Annotated in this window: 14 protein-coding genes; 7 read left to right on the forward strand and 7 right to left on the reverse strand. The window is 67.3% G+C overall.

Annotated features, from left to right (window positions below; all coding sequences use genetic code 11):
- The first annotated feature begins 101 nt into the window (after positions 1-101).
- The 7 genes from SH203_RS01965 (at position 102) to SH203_RS01995 (ending at position 9,285) form a co-directional block, all read left to right on the forward strand.
- A complete protein-coding gene (locus SH203_RS01965) occupies positions 102-1,238 on the forward strand; it encodes an LptF/LptG family permease (RefSeq protein ID WP_087119185.1) in 1,137 nt (378 codons plus the stop codon).
- A complete protein-coding gene (gene lptG, locus SH203_RS01970; RefSeq protein WP_087119186.1) occupies positions 1,235-2,386 on the forward strand; it encodes an LPS export ABC transporter permease LptG in 1,152 nt (383 codons plus the stop codon). The genes SH203_RS01965 and lptG overlap by 4 nt, the downstream gene beginning before the upstream one ends.
- A 33-nt stretch (positions 2,387-2,419) precedes the next feature.
- A complete protein-coding gene (locus SH203_RS01975; RefSeq protein WP_087119187.1) occupies positions 2,420-4,873 on the forward strand; it encodes an LPS-assembly protein LptD in 2,454 nt (817 codons plus the stop codon).
- A 72-nt stretch (positions 4,874-4,945) separates the two neighbouring features.
- Positions 4,946-6,331, forward strand: a complete 1,386-nt coding sequence (locus SH203_RS01980) for a peptidylprolyl isomerase (protein WP_234989345.1) — start codon at positions 4,946-4,948, stop codon at positions 6,329-6,331.
- Entirely contained in the window at positions 6,328-7,332 is a 1,005-nt protein-coding gene (gene pdxA / locus SH203_RS01985; protein ID WP_087119188.1) for a 4-hydroxythreonine-4-phosphate dehydrogenase PdxA, read from the forward strand. Before SH203_RS01980 ends, pdxA begins: the two co-directional genes overlap by 4 nt.
- A gap of 9 nt (positions 7,333-7,341) precedes the next feature.
- A complete protein-coding gene (gene rsmA / locus SH203_RS01990) occupies positions 7,342-8,151 on the forward strand; it encodes a 16S rRNA (adenine(1518)-N(6)/adenine(1519)-N(6))-dimethyltransferase RsmA (protein ID WP_087119189.1) in 810 nt (269 codons plus the stop codon).
- A 9-nt stretch (positions 8,152-8,160) separates the two neighbouring features.
- Positions 8,161-9,285, forward strand: coding sequence for a pyridoxal phosphate-dependent aminotransferase (locus SH203_RS01995; protein WP_087119190.1), 1,125 nt, complete (start codon positions 8,161-8,163; stop codon positions 9,283-9,285).
- Here SH203_RS01995 and SH203_RS02000 read toward each other — a convergent pair.
- The 7 genes from SH203_RS02000 to fabG all read right to left on the reverse strand — a co-directional run bounded on the left by SH203_RS02000 (position 9,247) and on the right by fabG (position 16,455).
- Complete coding sequence (locus SH203_RS02000; protein ID WP_087119191.1) at positions 9,247-11,025, reverse strand: ATP-binding protein; 1,779 nt, start codon at positions 11,023-11,025, stop codon at positions 9,247-9,249. The two genes, SH203_RS01995 and SH203_RS02000, sit on opposite strands and share 39 nt — an antisense overlap.
- Positions 11,026-11,206: 181 nt before the next feature.
- Positions 11,207-11,848 carry a guanylate kinase gene (gene gmk, locus SH203_RS02005; protein ID WP_087119192.1) on the reverse strand — a complete coding sequence of 214 codons (642 nt, stop codon included), beginning with the start codon at positions 11,846-11,848 and terminating at the stop codon, positions 11,207-11,209.
- On the reverse strand, positions 11,838-12,722 hold the full coding sequence (locus SH203_RS02010) for a YicC/YloC family endoribonuclease (RefSeq protein WP_087119193.1): 885 nt from the start codon (positions 12,720-12,722) through the stop codon (positions 11,838-11,840). Before SH203_RS02010 ends, gmk begins: the two co-directional genes overlap by 11 nt.
- Entirely contained in the window at positions 12,719-13,870 is a 1,152-nt protein-coding gene (gene mltG / locus SH203_RS02015; protein ID WP_087119194.1) for an endolytic transglycosylase MltG, read from the reverse strand. The genes SH203_RS02010 and mltG overlap by 4 nt, the downstream gene beginning before the upstream one ends.
- Entirely contained in the window at positions 13,871-15,142 is a 1,272-nt protein-coding gene (gene fabF / locus SH203_RS02020; protein WP_087119195.1) for a beta-ketoacyl-ACP synthase II, read from the reverse strand. It abuts the gene before it with no gap.
- A 153-nt stretch (positions 15,143-15,295) separates the two neighbouring features.
- Positions 15,296-15,535 carry an acyl carrier protein gene (locus tag SH203_RS02025; protein ID WP_008264317.1) on the reverse strand — a complete coding sequence of 80 codons (240 nt, stop codon included), beginning with the start codon at positions 15,533-15,535 and terminating at the stop codon, positions 15,296-15,298.
- A gap of 179 nt (positions 15,536-15,714) precedes the next feature.
- On the reverse strand, positions 15,715-16,455 hold the full coding sequence (gene fabG, locus SH203_RS02030; RefSeq protein WP_087119196.1) for a 3-oxoacyl-[acyl-carrier-protein] reductase: 741 nt from the start codon (positions 16,453-16,455) through the stop codon (positions 15,715-15,717).
- Positions 16,456-16,548 lie beyond the last annotated feature (93 nt).

The following is a 16,548-nucleotide window of genomic DNA, read 5'->3' on the forward strand; positions in this document are numbered from 1 at the left end:
TAGAAAGACAATGGCGCGTCCGCTTGTCGCCGACGCGCCCTGATGTGCTACTAGATGCGCCTCAATGTCGCCGCCTGCAACCGGGCGAAGTCCATCCGCCCATGACCCTGATTCAAAGATACCTTTTTCGCCAGATCCTGTTCCCGGTGGTCGCCGCCTGCGCGGCCTTGGCGGGAATCGGAATTCTGAGCCAGAGCCTCGACCAACTCCAGGTGATCGTGGAACGGGGCCAGAGCGTGTGGATCATGGTCAAGCTGACGCTCTTGGCCCTGCCGCAGCTGCTGGCGGTGATTCTGCCCATCGGCCTGTTCGTCGGCGCCCTGATCGCCCTGACGCGGCTGCAGCGCGAGCAGGAGCTGACGGCCAGTTTCGCCGGCGGCATGACCCGCTGGCAGGTGATCTCGCCTGCCGCCCGCATCGCCGTGCTGGTCGCCCTGGTCACTCTGCTGGTCAATATCTTCCTGCTGCCCTGGGCGCAGCAGGAGGCGCGGCGCCAGGCCTTCGACATCCGCACCGACCTGGCGGCCCTGCTGGTCGAGGAGGGCCAATTCGTTCAGGGGCCTGACGGCCTGACCGTCTATGTGCAGCAGATCGAACAGAACGGCCTGTTGAAGAACCTGTTCGTCTATCTGGATGACAAGAACAAGGTCACGACTTGGAACGCCGCCGAGGCCCGGTTCAGCCGCGACGCCGCCGGCACGCCGGTCCTGACCATGATCGACGGTTCGGCCCAGCGCTATTCGTCCGGCGGGGTGCTGGAGACCCTGTCCTTCGGGCGTTACGATTTCTCGCTGGCGCCCTTCGTCGGCGTGACCGACACCCTGCGCTACAAGCCGACCGACCTCTATCTGCGGCAGTTGCTGAACCCTTCGCCCAAGATCCTTGAGGTTGCCGGCACCCGCGGCGAGCTGCTGGCCGAGGCGCATTCGCGTCTGTCCTCGCCCCTCTACGCCCTGGTCGCCATGGCGCTGGCGTTGTCGGCCATTCTGGGCGGATCGTTCAGCCGCACCGGCTATACTTTGCGGATCGCCAAGGCGGCGGGGCTGTTCCTGCTGCTGCGGGTCGTCGGCTACGGCCTGGTCGCCAGCGGCGCCTGGAACGCGAGCCTGAACGTGCTGCAGTATCTGGCGCCCATCCTCGCCATCGCGATCTCCATGCGGGTCCTGTTCCGCGCCCTGAAGCCGCGTCGCAGCCGCACCGCCCGCGTCCTGCGCGATCTGAAGGCGAGGTTCGCATGACCGCCGTCACCCCGCGCTCGACCGCGCCTGTCCGTCGATCCCCGCATATCCCGCGCCTGGACGTCATCGAACGCTATGTCCTGGTTCAGCAATCCAAGTCGTTGGCCGTATCGCTGGCGGTGATCGCCGCCCTGGTCATGCTGATCGACTTCGTGGAGGTGTCGCGCGGCCTGGGGTCGAACCAGGAACTGTCGGCGGTGCGCATCTTCGGCCTGGTGCTGTTGAAGTCGCCCTCGGTGATTCTGCAGTTGACGCCGTTTGTCTTCCTGTTCGGCACCCTATCGGCCTTCATCGGTCTGAACCGGCGCAGCGAACTGATCGCCATGCGGGCGGCGGGGGTCTCGGCCTGGCGGTTCGTGCTGCCGGCGGCCGGCATGGCCTTCGTCCTGGGCATACTGACGGTGACGGTGCTGGGGCCGTTGGCTTCGGCCGGCGACGGCCTGTGGCAGCGCGAGCGGGCCCGTATCTCCGGCACCGCGCCCGGCGGCGATCCGAACGCGGCCATCTGGCTGCGCGAAGGCGACGATCAACGCCAGATGATCATTCGCGCCGGCCGCCAGGACCGCGCCAACGCCCGCCTGCTGGACGTCAGCTTCTTCATCTACACCACCGCCCCCGGCGGCGGCCGCACCTTTTCCGAACGGATCGACGCCAAGTCGGCGTCGCTGAACGCCGGCAGCTGGCGGCTGACCGACGCGGTCGGCGCCCAGATCGGCCAGCGCGCCGTCAGCTATTCCAGCCTGACCCTGGTTTCCAGCCTGGCCGACGAAGAGGCGTTCGAACGGTTCGCCCGGCCGCAGTCGACGCCCTTCTGGTCCCTGCCCAATCAGATCCGGCGCATCGAGAATGCGGGCTTCACCTCGACCGCCTATCGCCTGCGCTTCCAGCAGCTTCTCGCCACGCCGCTGGTGTTCGCGGCCATGTCGATCCTGGCGGCCGCCTTCTCGCTGCGCCTGATGCGCCTGGGCGACCTGGCGCGGATGAGCGCGGCGGCCGTAGTGCTTGGGTTCGCCTTCTTCTTCCTGAACCAGTTTTCGTCGGCCATGGGCTCGGCCGAGGTCGTGGCGCCCTTTATCGCCGCGTGGCTGCCGCCGGTTCTGACGGCGCTCGCAGCCTTTACCTTGCTGTTCTATACCGAAGACGGCTAATCGGGCGCTCGCTTCTCAGAATACGGATGGCCTATGCAGGGTGATCGCCACGATCGGCGCCGCAACGCTTTCAGAGCAAGGCTTCTGGCCGGCGCCGCCTTGTTCGCCTGCGCGCCCCTGGCCACGCCGGTCCTCGCCCAGACGACGCCGCCCGCCGTCAAGGTCGCCGCGCCGTCCGACGGCCTGGCGCCGAACGCCGTCTTCGTGGACGCCGACAACGCCCAGCGCATCGGCGATTCTATCGTGGTCAGCGGCACGCCCGAGAACCGCGCCTATGTGCGCACGCGCGGTCATGTGCTGCGCGGCGAGAACCTGTCCTATGATCTAAACGCCGGCTCGGCGACGGGCCAAGGTCATGTCGAGGCCATCGCGCCGAACGGCACGGTGGTTTACGCCAGCCTGCTTGAGCTGGACCAGAACCTGACCACCGGGGTCGCCGTCGATTTCGCCACCCGCCTGGCGAACGGCGCCAGCCTGATGGCCGCGACCGCCGTGCGTCGCAGCGAAAACGTCAACGAGCTGAACTACGCCCGGTTCACACCCTGCCCGCTGTGCGACGCCAACGGCCCGCGTCGCCCCACCATCTCGATCCAGGCCGAGCGGGTGGTTCAGGACGAACAGCTTCGCGCCATCCTGTATCGGAACGCCGTCTTCTACATCGGCCCGCTGCCGGTCTTCTACACACCCTTCTTCGCCCACCCCGATCCGTCGGTCGAGCGAGCGTCCGGCGTGCTGGTGCCGATCGTCAACTTCGACGAAGGCCGGGGCGTGTCGGTGGAGGTTCCCTATCTCCACGTCGTCTCGCCGTCCGAAGACTGGCTGATCAGCCCGCAGATCAACACCAAGGTCGCCCCGTTGCTGAACCTGCAATGGCGCCGTCGGTTCGCCGATGGGATGATCGTAGCGCGCGGCGGCTATACCAACGAGCGCAACTTCGGCGACTTCGACATCAACGGCGACGGTCGGCTGGAAAGCAACGTCCGCTTCGGCGACCGCGAGAACCGCAGCTATCTGCTGTCGCACGGAGAGTTCGATCCCGACGGTCCCTGGCGCTTCGGCTTCACGGCGGAACGCACGTCGGACAAGACGCTGTTCGACCGCTATGATGTCCGTTCGCCCTATCAGGACAACGGCCTCTATTACGGCGACCGCCGCCGGCTGATCAGCCAGATCTACGCCGAGCATCAGACCGACCGTTCCTATGTGTCGGTCGCGGCCTTCTCCATCCAGAGCCTGCGCCTGGACCCCGCCTACGCCGCCACCGACTTCCGCGACGCCAACGGCTTCAAGGTGTTCGAGGACGACCACACCCTGCCGCTGGTCGCGCCCCTGATCGACGCGCGATGGGAGCCGCACGCGCTGGTCATGGGCGGACGATTGCGTCTGAAGGGTTCGGCGGTGTCGCTGTATCGCGACAGCTTCGTCGGCGCCCCGATCCTGAACCCCGAAATCGTGCCGCCGGTCACGGCGGGCCTGAACGGTGTGGACAGCCGCCGCATCACCGGCCAGCTGGAATGGCGGCGCACCGTCATCCTGCCGGTCGGGCTGCGCGTCGAGCCGTTCGTGGACACCCGCGTCGACTTCTATTCCATGTCGGACCTGCCGCCGATGATGGGGATCGACAGCGACGCCACCATCAGCCGTTCGCGCCTCAGCGCCGGGGTGGACGTGACCTATCCGCTGATCAAGCGCGTGGGCGACGCCGACATCATCCTGGAGCCGGTCGGTCAGTTCTCGGTCTCCAACAAGGTCAATCTGGACCCCCGCATTCCCATCGAGGACGCCCAGGTTCTGGAGTTGGACGAATCCTCCCTGTTTCGCATGGATCGCTTCTCCGGCTTCGACCTGCTGGAGGGCGGCGCGCGTCTGACTGCCGGCGGACGCGCCACGATCCGCTGGTCCGAGGGGCGAAAGGCCAGCTTGTTCATTGGCCGCAGCTATCGCTTCCAGCAGCAGGACGACTTCAAGACCTCCATTCCCGATGCGCCCGCGCGCCTGTATGATCCCACGGGTCTGGCGTCCGAAACCTCCGACTGGGTGGTGCAGGGCGACTTCTCTCCGTCGGATCGGATTCGCAGCTGGTTCCACGCCACCGTGGACGGATCGGGCCAGGTCCGCCGGGCCGAGGCCGCGCTGGACGGACGCTGGGGCCGCCGTAACCTGGCCACCGTCAGCTACATCCTGGATCAGTCGAACCCGGTGAACGGGCCGTTGAACCGCAACTATCAGTTCGTGCAGCTGGCGGGTCAGCAGTTCCTGTATCGCAACTGGGGCTTCACCGTCGCCGGCATCGCCGATCTGGACCAGAACGAGATCACCCGGTCCGAGGTCGGCCTGCTGTTCGACGACGATTGCTTCCGGTTCGAGCTGGGTTATCGCCGCGACAACACCCGCGCGCGGCCCGGCGGACCATCGGACGGCATCTATGTGCGCCTAAACCTCGCCACTTTCGGAGGTTCAGGTTATGGACAGGGCGAGATGCGTTGAGCATGACGCTTTACGGGGCGCGACCGCCTGCCCGTCTGGCTGGCGGACCGCTGTGAGGAATCAGGACGAGCAATGGGTTTGATGCGTTATTCGACGGGGGCTGCGCTCGCGGCGCTCCTGCTCGCCGGTTCGGCCCATGGCCAGACGGCCGCGGCTCGGCCGCAAGGCCCGGCCCAGACTCCGGCTCAGATTCCGGCCCAGGGCGTCGCGGCCGGCGCGCCGAATCCGGCGGCCGAGGAAGCCCCCACGACCGCCCGCGCCGAGCCCAAGTTCGAAATGGCCGACGGCATCGTCGCCACCGTCAACGACAAGATCATCACCGGCTATGATCTGCGCCAGCGGATGCTGATGCTGATCGCGTCGTCTCAGGTCCAGCCGACCGAACAGAACCTGCCCGCGATCCAGCAGGCGGCGTTGAACGCCCTCATCGAGGATCGCCTCAAGAATCAGGAAATGGCCAAGTTCGAGAGCCTGAAAGTCACCGACGAAGAGGTGGATCAGGAAATCGCCGAAATGGCCCGCGCCGCCGGCACGACTCCGGCCAATTATCTGCAGTTCCTGCAACAGGGCGGCATCCAGCCCGCCGCCTTCCGCGACAACCTGCGCACCCAGATCGGCTGGAGCCAGCTGGTGCCCGGCCGCTTCAACAGCCGCGCCCGCCCCAGCAGCCTGCAGGTCGATCAGGAACTGCGTCGCCTGAACGAGGCGGCCTCCAAGCCCCAGTTCCTGCTGGGCGAAATCTACATCGACGCCTCGCGCGTCGGCGGCCCGCAGGCGGCGCTGAACGGCGCGCGTCAACTGGTGCAGCAGATTATCCAGGGCGCGCCCTTCCAGGCCGTGGCCCAGCAGTTCTCCTCGGCGCCCTCCGCCAACGCCCGCGTGCCGGGCGACGCCGGCTGGGTCGTGCGCGATTCGCTGCAGCCGGCCGTCCAGACCGTGGTCGATCAGCTCCAGCCCGGCCAACTGTCCAACCCCATCGTGGTCGATGGCGGGGTCTATATCCTCTACCTGCGCGACAAGCGCGACGGCGCCTCGACCAGCTTGGTGTCGCTGCGTCAGGTCATGGTCGAACTGCCCGAAACCGCGTCCGAAGCCGATGTGGCCGCCGCCACTCAGAAGCTTCAGGCGATGCGGACCGGCCTGACCTGCGACAACATCCTGTCGCAGGCCCGCGCGACCGAGGGCGTGATCGGCGCTGACCTGGGCGAGGCCGACGTGGCCAACCTGGCGCCCCAGTTCCAGCAGTTCGCCCGCACCGGCGAACTGGGCGCTGTCTCCACCCCGATTCGCACGCCCTTGGGTCTGCACCTGGTCGCCGTCTGCGGTCGTCGCGTCGGCGGCCCCGAGGCCCCCAATCGTCAGCAGGTCGAAAACCGCCTGCGGGCGCAGAACCTTCAGGTTCTGGAGCGGCGCTATCTGCGCGACCTGCGCAGCGACGCCCTGATCGAGTTCAAGTGACGCAATCGGTCGCGCCTCTGGTCCTGACGCTGGGCGAACCCGCCGGCGTGGGACCAGAGATCGTCGCCGCCGCCTGGACCGCCCTGAAAGACGAACCGATGGCCTTTGCGGTCATCGGCGACGCCGCTGTGATGCGCGCGCAGGGCGTTCCTGTGGTCGAGGTCAACACGCCCGGCGACGCCGCCGACCGCTTCGCCCGCGCCCTGCCCGTCATCCATCGCCCCCTTCCCGCCCCGGTCGAGGTCGGCCGCCCCGATCCCGCCAACGCCCTGGCCGTCGCCGACGGCATCGAAGAGGCGGTCGGTTTCGCCCTGTCCGGCGAGGCCTCGGGCGTCGTCACCGCCCCCATCGCCAAGGCGCCCATGTACGCCTCGGGCTTCCGCTTTCCGGGCCATACCGAGTTCATTGCCGAACTGACCGCCGACGCGCCCTATGCCGGCACGCGCGGGCCGGTGATGATGCTGACGGCGCGGGACCTGCGCGCCTGTCTCGTCACCATCCACGTCGCGCTGGATCAGGCCCCCGAACTGGTCACGGCCGAGCGCATCGCGCGCACCGCGCGCGTCGTGCATGAAAGCCTGAAGCGCGACTTCGCCATCGCGCGCCCCCGTCTGGCCATGGCGGCCCTGAACCCTCATGCGGGCGAAGGCGGCGCCCTGGGGCTTCAGGAGATCGAGATCCTGATCCCCGTCGCCCATCAACTGCGCGCCGAGGGTATCGACATCACCGATCCCAAACCGGCCGACACTCTGTTCCATGACGAGGCCCGCGCGACCTATGACGCCGCCATCTGCATGTATCACGACCAGGCCCTGATCCCGGTCAAGACGCTGGACTTCTGGGGCGGGGTGAACGTGTCGCTGGGCCTGCCGGTCATCCGCACCTCGCCCGACCATGGCACGGGGTTCGACATCGCAGGTCAGGGAATCGCGCGCCCCGACAGCCTGATCGCCGCCATCCGTCTGGCTTCGGAGATGGCGGCGGCGCGCGCCGCGCGCTAACAGACGGTCGTGACCGACCTCCCCTCCCTCCGCGAAACCCTCGACGCTCACGGCCTTTCGGCCAAGAAGAGCTTCGGCCAGCATTTCCTGCTGGACCTGAACGTCACCCGCAAGATCGTGCGCCTCGCCGGCCCGTTCGAGGGTCGCGCCGTGATCGAGGTCGGCCCCGGCCCCGGCGGCCTGACCCGCGCCCTGCTGGAATCCGACGCCGGTCCCGTGGTTCTGGTCGAAAAGGACCCGCGCTTCATCCCCCTGCTGTCGGAACTGGACGACGTTTCGGGCCGACTGACAATCGTCGAGGCGGACGCCTTGAAGGTGGAGGAGGCCGATCTGGTCACCGGCCCCGCCCATCTGGTTTCCAACCTGCCCTACAACGTCGGCACGGCCCTGCTGATCAAATGGCTGACCGGCCCGTGGCTGCCGCACAGCCTGACCCTGATGTTCCAGAAGGAGGTTGCGGAGCGTGTCGCCGCCGGTCCCGGCGAGGACGCCTATGGCCGTCTGGCCGTGATCTCCCAGGCCGTCTGCACCGCGCGCATCGTCATGCACCTGCCCGCCGCCGCCTTCACCCCGCCGCCCAAGGTCGCCTCGGCCGTCGTGCATCTGGTTCCGCTGGCCGAACGCCCCAGCCCGGAACGCCTGAAAAAGCTGGAGCGCGTCACCGCCGCCGCCTTTGGCCAGCGCCGCAAGATGCTGCGCTCCAGCCTGAAGCAACTGGGCGGCGCCGCCCTGTGCGAGGCCGCCGGCATCGAACCCGACGCCCGCGCCGAGACCATCGATGTCGCGGGCTTCCTGCGGCTGGCGGACGCCCTGGCCTGAGAACCTGACATGACCGTCGAACCCTTCCGCGCCATATCCGTCAGCCGTCTGGCGCACCAGCTGAAGTCCGAGGGCCGGTCGATCATCCATATGGAGTTCGGCCAGCCGTCCACCGGCGCGCCCGCCGCCGCCATCGCCCGCGCCCATCAGGTGCTGGACCAGGACGCCATGGGCTATTGGGAAAGCCCCGACCTGTGCGCCCGCATCGCCCGCCTTTATGACGAACGGTACGGTGTCGCCGTCGCGCCCGAGCGGATCATCCTGACCAATGGCGCGTCGCCTGCGCTGGTTCTGGCCTTGAGCATCAGGTTCCGTCCCGGCGACCGCATCGCCCTGGCCCGGCCAGGCTATGTCGCCTATCGCAACACCCTGCGCGCCCTGCATCTGGAGCCGGTGGAAATCGCCTGCGGGCCGGAAACCCGATTTCAGCTGACCGCCGCCCAGTTGGAGGCGTTGGAGCCTGCGCCTGCGGGCGTCATCATCGCCAGCCCGGCCAATCCGACCGGGACCATCATTCCTGAGGATGAACTGGCCGCCATCGCCGCCGTCTGCCGCCAGCGCAACATCGCCATCCTCTCGGACGAGATCTATCACAGCCTCAGCTATGTCGGCCCGACGCCGTCCATGCTGCAGTTCGCGCCGGACGCCATCGTGATCAACAGCTTCTCCAAATACTGGAGCATGGCCGGCTGGCGCTTAGGCTGGCTTCTGGTTCCAGAAGCGCAGATCGCGGCGGCCCGCGCCTATATCGGCAATATGTTCCTGACCCCGCCGTCGCTAAGCCAGCACGCGGGTCTGGTCGCCATGGACCAGACAGACGAACTTGAAGGCCACATCCAGACCTACGCCCGCAATCGCGACCTGATGCTGGAGGCCCTGCCTGCGCTGGGTCTAAAGAAGATCGCCCCGCCGGACGGCGCCTTCTACATCTGGGCCGACATCGGCCATCTGACCGACGACAGCGTCGCCTTCTGCGAGCAGATGCTGCGCGACACCGGCGTCGCGACCGCGCCCGGCGTCGATTTCGATCCCGTCGACGGGCGACGCTTCATCCGCTTCAGCTTCGCCGTTTCGACGCCGGAGATCGAGGACGCCCTAAGCCGCCTTCGTCCCTGGTTCGCCGCTCGCGGTTGACCCGGCGTCCGCCGTCGACGTCGCCCTGTGCAGCGCTTCGTACAGCCGCTTGGGCTCAAGAGGTTTGGGCAACCAGTCGGTCATGCCGGCGGCGTAGCAAGCCTCCACCTGTTCCGTTTCGGTCCCGGCGCTGAAGCCGATCACCGGCACGGCCGCATTCAGCCCATCGGATGCGCGCAGGCGGCGCGTCGTCTCGTTCCCGTCGATGCCCGGCATATTGACGTCCATCAGCACCACGTCGAAGGCGCGTTCGGCCAGCAGCGACAGGGCCAGATGACCGTCAGAGGCGGTCGCCAGATCGACCTCCAGCGGTTGCAGCACCAAGGCGATGGTGCGGCGGTTGATTTCGTGGTCGTCCACGGCCAGGACGCGGATACGCCGCGCCAGGGTCGGCCCCGCGCCGTCCACGCCGCCCTGCGCCTCCGTCGGTTGCCCCGCCGGCAGATCGACGCACAGGCTGAAGGCCGCGCCCTCGCCAGGCGCGCTCGACACCGTAAGATCTCCGCCCATCAACCGCGCCAGCTCCCGGCTGACGGTCAGGCCCAGCCCCGTCCCGCCATAGGTGCGCGCCACCTCGGCCGAGCCTTGCGCGAAGGGCGAGAACAGCCGCCCCATCGCCTCCGGTGTGATGCCGGCGCCCTGATCCACGACGGTCAGGGTCAGGCTGTACCGTTCCTCTGCCCGTGGCGCTGCGACCTCCAGCCGGATGACGCCGACGGGCGTGAACTTGATGGCGTTGGAGATCAGGTTGTTGATGATCTGGCGCAGGCGATAGGGATCGCCTCGCAGCCAGACGGCCTCGTCGTGATCGACCGCCAACTCCAGAACCAGGCCCTTCTCGCTCGCCGGGGCGCTCCAGAAACGGGCCGTGTCGCGCACCAGTTCGCCCAGTTCGAAGTCCCGGCTTTCGATGGTCATCGCCCCGGCCTCCATCTTGGAGTGATCCAGGAGGTCGTTCAGCATTCCTGTCATCAACCGGCCGGCGTCGATGATCAGTTCGGCAGTCTCGGCGCGCTTTTCGGGCAGTTTGTCGTCGCGGATGACATGGGCGCCGGCCAGGATGGCGCTAACCGGCGTGCGAAGCTCATGGCTCACGATGGCGGCCATGGAGGCGCGGTCGGCCATGGCGATCTGCGCCTGCTCCAGACGCCGTTCCGCCTCCGCGCGCGACTGCACCTCGGCCTGCCGCGCGTGATACACCCGCCAATAGATGTTCAGCATCATGCCCGCGAACAGCGCCGCCGACAGGGTCATGACGGCCACGCCGCGCGTGTCGCCCTGCACCAGCCGGATCATCGGCATCAGGGCCAGGAAAAACAGATAGGGCCCGCCGCCGATGAAGAACAGGACGCGCGATCCGATGCCCGACGCGACATTGGTCAGCAGTCCCCCCGCCAGGGTCAGGGCCGCCAGCGTCACCAGCGCGGGGTGATCGGTCGTCCAGATGATCAGCGCCATTCCGCCGAACAGCGTGGACATCAGGGTCGTGGAGATCAGCGCAAGGACGATCGCCAACCGATCCGTCGATGGCTCCGCCCGCCGGAACGGCGCCATGGCCAACAGCTCGAATCCCTGAACGATCAGCGCGACGGTCAGCCACAGCGGAATCCACTGGATCATGCCGCCGCTATTCAGCGCCCAAGCCATGACGGCCGCCAGAAGCAGACGCACGGGCACCTGTTTGACGCGCTCCCTGGCGCTGCCTCCCAGGATCGGTCCCATCGTGTCCAAAACTGTCATGACGCCCTCATTGCTCTCGACCTTAGGGGCGAGAGGGCGAACAGGACGTAAATCGCCGCGACTAGGGAATCCTACCTACCCACCTGTTTACCTTCCGATTTCTCCCCATCGGGCAGAAGGCGGTCAGTAGCGTTGCGTAGAGTACCCGAACGCCGCAGGCTCCACAGTCTGCGGCGTTTTCTCAGACCGCTTCGCGCAGCAGGGCGGCCTTGTAGTCGCCGACCCACAGGTTCCTGAACCGGCGCGAGCGTTCCGCATGATAGATGTGGGCCAACTCGGCGTAGGATCGGTCGAAATCCTCGTTGACCAGCACATAGTCGAAGGCGTCGCAGTGTTCGATTTCACCTTTTGCGTTGGCCACGCGGCGCTCGATCACGGCCTCCGAGTCCTGCGAGCGCGTCACCAGGCGGCGGCGCAACTCTTCCAGGCTGGGCGGCAGGATGAAGACCCGCACCGCATCCTGCGGGCATTTTTCCGCGACATCGCGCGCGCCCTGCCAGTCGATGTCGAACAGCACGTCGCGACCCTCGGCCAGGGCGCGATCCACCGGCCCACGCGGACTACCGTAGCGGTTGCCGTGGACATCCGCCCATTCCAGGAAGGCGTCGGCGTCGATCAGCTTCTGGAAGCGGTCGTGGTCCACGAAATGATAGTCGCGCCCGTCCACCTCGCCCGGCCGAATGCCGCGCGTGGTCATGGAGACGGACAGCTCAAGTCCCTTGTGATCCGCCATCAATCGGCGGCATAGCGACGTCTTGCCGGCGCCCGAAGGGCTGGCGACGATCAGGAGGACGCCCCGGCGGGGCGTGCGTTCATTCGACATTCTGGACCTGCTCACGCAACTGTTCGATGACGGCCTTGAGCTCCAGGCCGATTCCGGTGAGCGCGGTCGTAGCCGATTTCGAGCAGAGGGTATTCGCCTCTCTCATGAATTCCTGCATCAGAAAGTCGAGTTTCCGCCCGGCTGGCGCCGAGGCCACAAGCTGGCGCGCGGCCGCAACATGGGCCGTCAGCCGATCCAGTTCCTCGCGCACATCGGCCTTGGTCGCCAGGGCGGCGGCTTCCAGGAAAATCCGCTCGTCCAGGCCCGGCGCGTCGGGCGCCAGTTCCTTGATGCGGCGCGTGAACCGCTCGCGGATCGTTTCGACCTGGGCGGCGGCCTCGCCTTCGGCCTGGGCCGTCAGGGCCTCGATCCGGCCGATGAAGTCCTCCAGCACCGGCGCAAGAAGCGCGCCCTCCTGCTGGCGCGATGCCTTCAGGGCGTCCAGCGCCTGCTCCACCGTGCGGGCCATGGCGGCTTCCAGAACCGTTCGCGCTTCTGGATCGTCCACCTCTTCCGGCGCCTCGATCACGCCGCGCAAGGCCAGAAGACCGTCCGCCGACGGCGGCGTCGCCCCGTCCTCGGCCAGTTCGTTGGCCAGGGTCAGATAGCGCGCCAGCACCGCCGCATTGATGACGACCGAGGCTTCGCCCGCATCCGTTCGCTTCGCCTGAAGGCCGATGCTGACCTGGCCGCGTGCGAACCGCGCCTGGCCCGCCGCCTTGGCCGCCCGCTCGACGGCGTCGAAACCGTGCGGTCCCCGGAAGCGGACCTCCAGATTGCGTCCGTTGACCGAGCGGGCCTCGACCGACCAGGTCCAGTCCTCCCCCGCCCCGTCGGCCCGGCCGAAGCCGGTCATGCCTGAAAGCACGTTCATCTCGCCCCCTGACTGGCGCCGGCCGGCAAGGTGAGGGTCGCCTGGCCCGTCGCGGCCTGTTCTGGCGACATCATCGGCGCCGGATTCATGCCCGGCGCGACGGACGCGGGGTCTTCCGGCGGCAGACCGGCCTTCTGACGCTCGATCTGGCGCCAGCGAGCCACGTTCTGCTGATGCTCCTCATAGGTCAGGGCGAAGGCGTGACCGCCCGACCCGTCCGCGACGAAGAACAGGGCCGGGTCCGCCGACGGGTTCAACACGGCCTTCAGCGCATCCACGCCGGGATTGGCGATCGGCGACGGCGGCAGGCCGTTGATCTGATAGGTGTTCCATGGCGTCGCCGCCAACAGTTCCGAACGTCGGATGCCACGCCCCAGGGGCCGCCCCTTGGTGATGCCGTAAACGATGGTCGGATCGCTCTCCAGCCGCATTCCGGCGCGCAGCCGGTTGGAGAAGACCGCCGCCACGCGGGGCCGCTCCGCCGCCAGGCCCGTCTCCTTTTCGACGATGGAGGCCAGAACGACCGCCTCTTCCGGCGTGCGGGCCACGGTCGCGGGCGAACGCTGGGCCCACAATTGACGCAGATTCTCCGTCGCCGCGCGCTGCATCCGGTCGATCACCGACTGTCGCGTGTCGCCGCGCGAGACCTCATAGGTGTCGGGCCACAGGCTGCCTTCCGCAGGCGTGTCCGCAACTGCGCCCGTCAGGACCGCTTCCTTGTTCAGGATGTCGACGGCCTGAAGCGACGACCAGCCTTCCGGCAGGGTCACGAAATGGCGCACCACCCGCCCCTCGACCAGCAGGTTCAACACCCCCGCCAGCGACATGCCCGACGGCACTTCGTATTCCCCGGCCCTCAATCGGCGATCCGCCCCGGTCAGGGTCGCCGCCGCGCGGAACAGGTCGGTCGAGCGGATCACGCCCTCGGCCTTCATCTTGGCGGCTATGGCCGAGACGCCCGAGCCGCTGGCCAAGGTCACGACCGTCTTGTCGCCCTGCCGCGCCGACGGGCCGGGCGCGTAATAGACGGCCCAGACCGCGATCAGCGCCACCAGCAGGAACAGGCCGAAGGTCGCCGATGCGGTCAGCAGCGAGACCGTGAATCCCGACCGTCCTCCCGACTTTTCGACCCGTCCCCGCCCGAACACTCAGTCGACCTTCTTGAAGATGACCGAGGCGTTGGTGCCGCCGAAGCCGAAGCTGTTGGACATGGCCACGTCGATCTTCATCGGTCTGGCCGTGTTGGGGACCAGATCGATAGGGGTTTCCATCTCGGGGTCGTTCAGATTGATCGTCGGCGGCGCGATCTGGTCGCGTATGGCCAGGACCGAGAAGATGCTCTCGATGGCGCCCGCCGCGCCCAACAGGTGGCCGGTCATCGACTTGGTCGAGGACACCGCGACATTCGGCGCATGGTCGCCCACCAGCCGCTCGACAGCCTTCAGCTCGATCCAGTCGGCCATGGTCGAGGTGCCGTGGGCGTTGACGTAATCCAGATCGGACGGCTGCATCCCCGCCCGCTTCAACGCCATCTTCATCGCCCGCAGGCCGCCGTCGCCGTCTTCGGACGGGGCGGTGATGTGATAGGCGTCGCCGCTCATGCCGTAACCCACGACCTCGGCGTAGATTTTAGCCCCGCGCGCCTTGGCGTGTTCGTACTCCTCCAGCACCATGACCCCGGCGCCCTCGCCCATGACGAAACCGGCATGGCCGCGGTCATAAGGGCGCGACGCCGTCTCGGGCGTGTCGTTATAGGCGGTGCAGAGCGCCTTGCAGGCCAGGAAGCCGGCGATGCCGATCGGCACGATGGAGCTTTCGGCGCCGCCCGCCACCATCACCTCGGCGTCGCCCAGGGCGATCATCCGCGCCGCATCGCCGATGGCGTGGGCGCCGGTGGCGCAAGCCGTCACGACGGAATGGTTCGGCCCCTTCAGGCCGTGGCGGATCGAAATCTGGCCCGACGCCAGATTGATCAGGGCCGAGGGAATGAAGAAGGGGCTGACGCGCCGCACGCCCTGTTCCTTCAGGACGATGGCCGTGTCCGCGATGGGGCCCAGGCCGCCGATGCCGGAGCCGACCATGACGCCTGTGGCCTCACGGTCCTCGTCCGTCTCTGGTTTCCAGTCGGCGTCGGCCAGGGCCTCGTCCGCCGCCGCGATGGCGTACAGGATGAAGTCGTCGACGCGCTTGCGATCCTTGGGCGACATGATCTTGTCGGGGTCGAAGTCGCCCTCGCCGCCGCCGCCGCGTCCATCCACGCTCGGCACCTCGCCGGCGATGGTGCAGCCATAGCCTTCGGTGTCGAAGGCGGTGATCGGGCCGATGCCCGAACGCCCCTCGACGATGCCCTGCCAGCTCTTCTCGACACCCCAGCCCAGGGGGGTCAGCAGACCGATGCCCGTAACGACGACGCGGCGCATGGCGCGTGCTCCTTCAGCTCCAAACCTTCCCTTACGGAATCACATGGGGATTCGTCTGGGTCAGAAACAGTAAAGGCCGCCGGGCCTCTCCGCTAGGAGCGCCGGGCGGCCTTTTGAACCGTCAGCCTTTCGGCCTTCCGTCGGGGGCTAGGATCAGCCGGCCGACTTTTCGTCGATGAACTTGACCGCATCGCCGACCGTCTGGATGTGCTCGGCGGCGTCATCCGGGATCTCGATGTCGAATTCTTCTTCGAAGGCCATCACCAGCTCGACGTTGTCGAGCGAGTCGGCGCCCAGGTCGTCGATGAAGCTGGCCTTTTCCGTGACCTTGTCCGGATCGGCGTCCAGGTGGTCGATGACGATCTTGCGAACGCGCTCGAGGGTGTCGGACATCAGTGTCTCTCTGCCTGTTTGAAATCGCCGTAGAGGCGGGGGTAGCTCGGAAATCGCCGTCTCACGGCAGCGAAGGCGACGCAAGCCCGAAAGCCCGAACCGCCGTTGCACCCAGCCCTTTAGCACAGGCTTTCGGGCTGGAAATAGTCTGTTGCGCGTCGTGATGACGGCGGATGGCCTTAAATCATCGCCATTCCGCCGTTCACATGCAGGGTCTGGCCCGTCACATAGGCGGCTTCGTTGGACGACAGATAGACGGCGGCGGCGGCGATCTCGTCGCCCGTGCCCAGCCGGCCGGCCGGAATACGGCCCAGGATGGCCTCGCGCTGCTGGTCGTTCAGCACATCGGTCATCGGCGAGGCGATGAAGCCCGGCGCGATGCAATTGACCGTGATGCCGCGCGAACCGACTTCCTGGGCCAGCGACTTGGAAAAGCCGATCATGCCGGCCTTGGAGGCCGAATAGTTGGTCTGGCCCGGGTTGCCGGTCACGCCGACGACCGAGGTCACGCCGATGATTCGCCCCGAACGGCGCTTCATCATCCCCTTCACCGCCGCGCGGGTCAGGCGGAAATAGGATTCCAGATTGATCTGGATGACGGACTGGAAGTCCTCGTCCTTCATCCGCATCAACAGGCCGTCCTTGGTGATGCCGGCGTTGGCCACCAGGATGTCCAGCGGCGCGCCCGCCGCCGTCTCGGCCGCATTGACCAGATTATCGACCGACTCCGGGTCCGACAGATTGGCGGTGGCGAAATGGGCGCGCTCACCCAGTTCCTTGGCCAGGTCCGCCAGCACCGCCTCGCGCGTGCCGGACAGCACAACGGTCGCGCCCTGTGCGTGCAGCGCCCGCGCCACCGCCCCGCCGATGCCGCCCGTCGCGCCCGTCACTAGCGCGGTCTTGCCTGCAAGATTGAACATCTACTTTCTCCGCTCATCCCGGCGAAAGCCGGGACCCAGTGCTTTCACGCGCAGGATGGCCGGGATCACCGCTTCTGCGCAAACGCAAACGCT

Origin of the sequence: Brevundimonas sp. SH203, assembly GCF_002157625.1 — a bacterium.
GTDB lineage: Bacteria > Pseudomonadota > Alphaproteobacteria > Caulobacterales > Caulobacteraceae > Brevundimonas.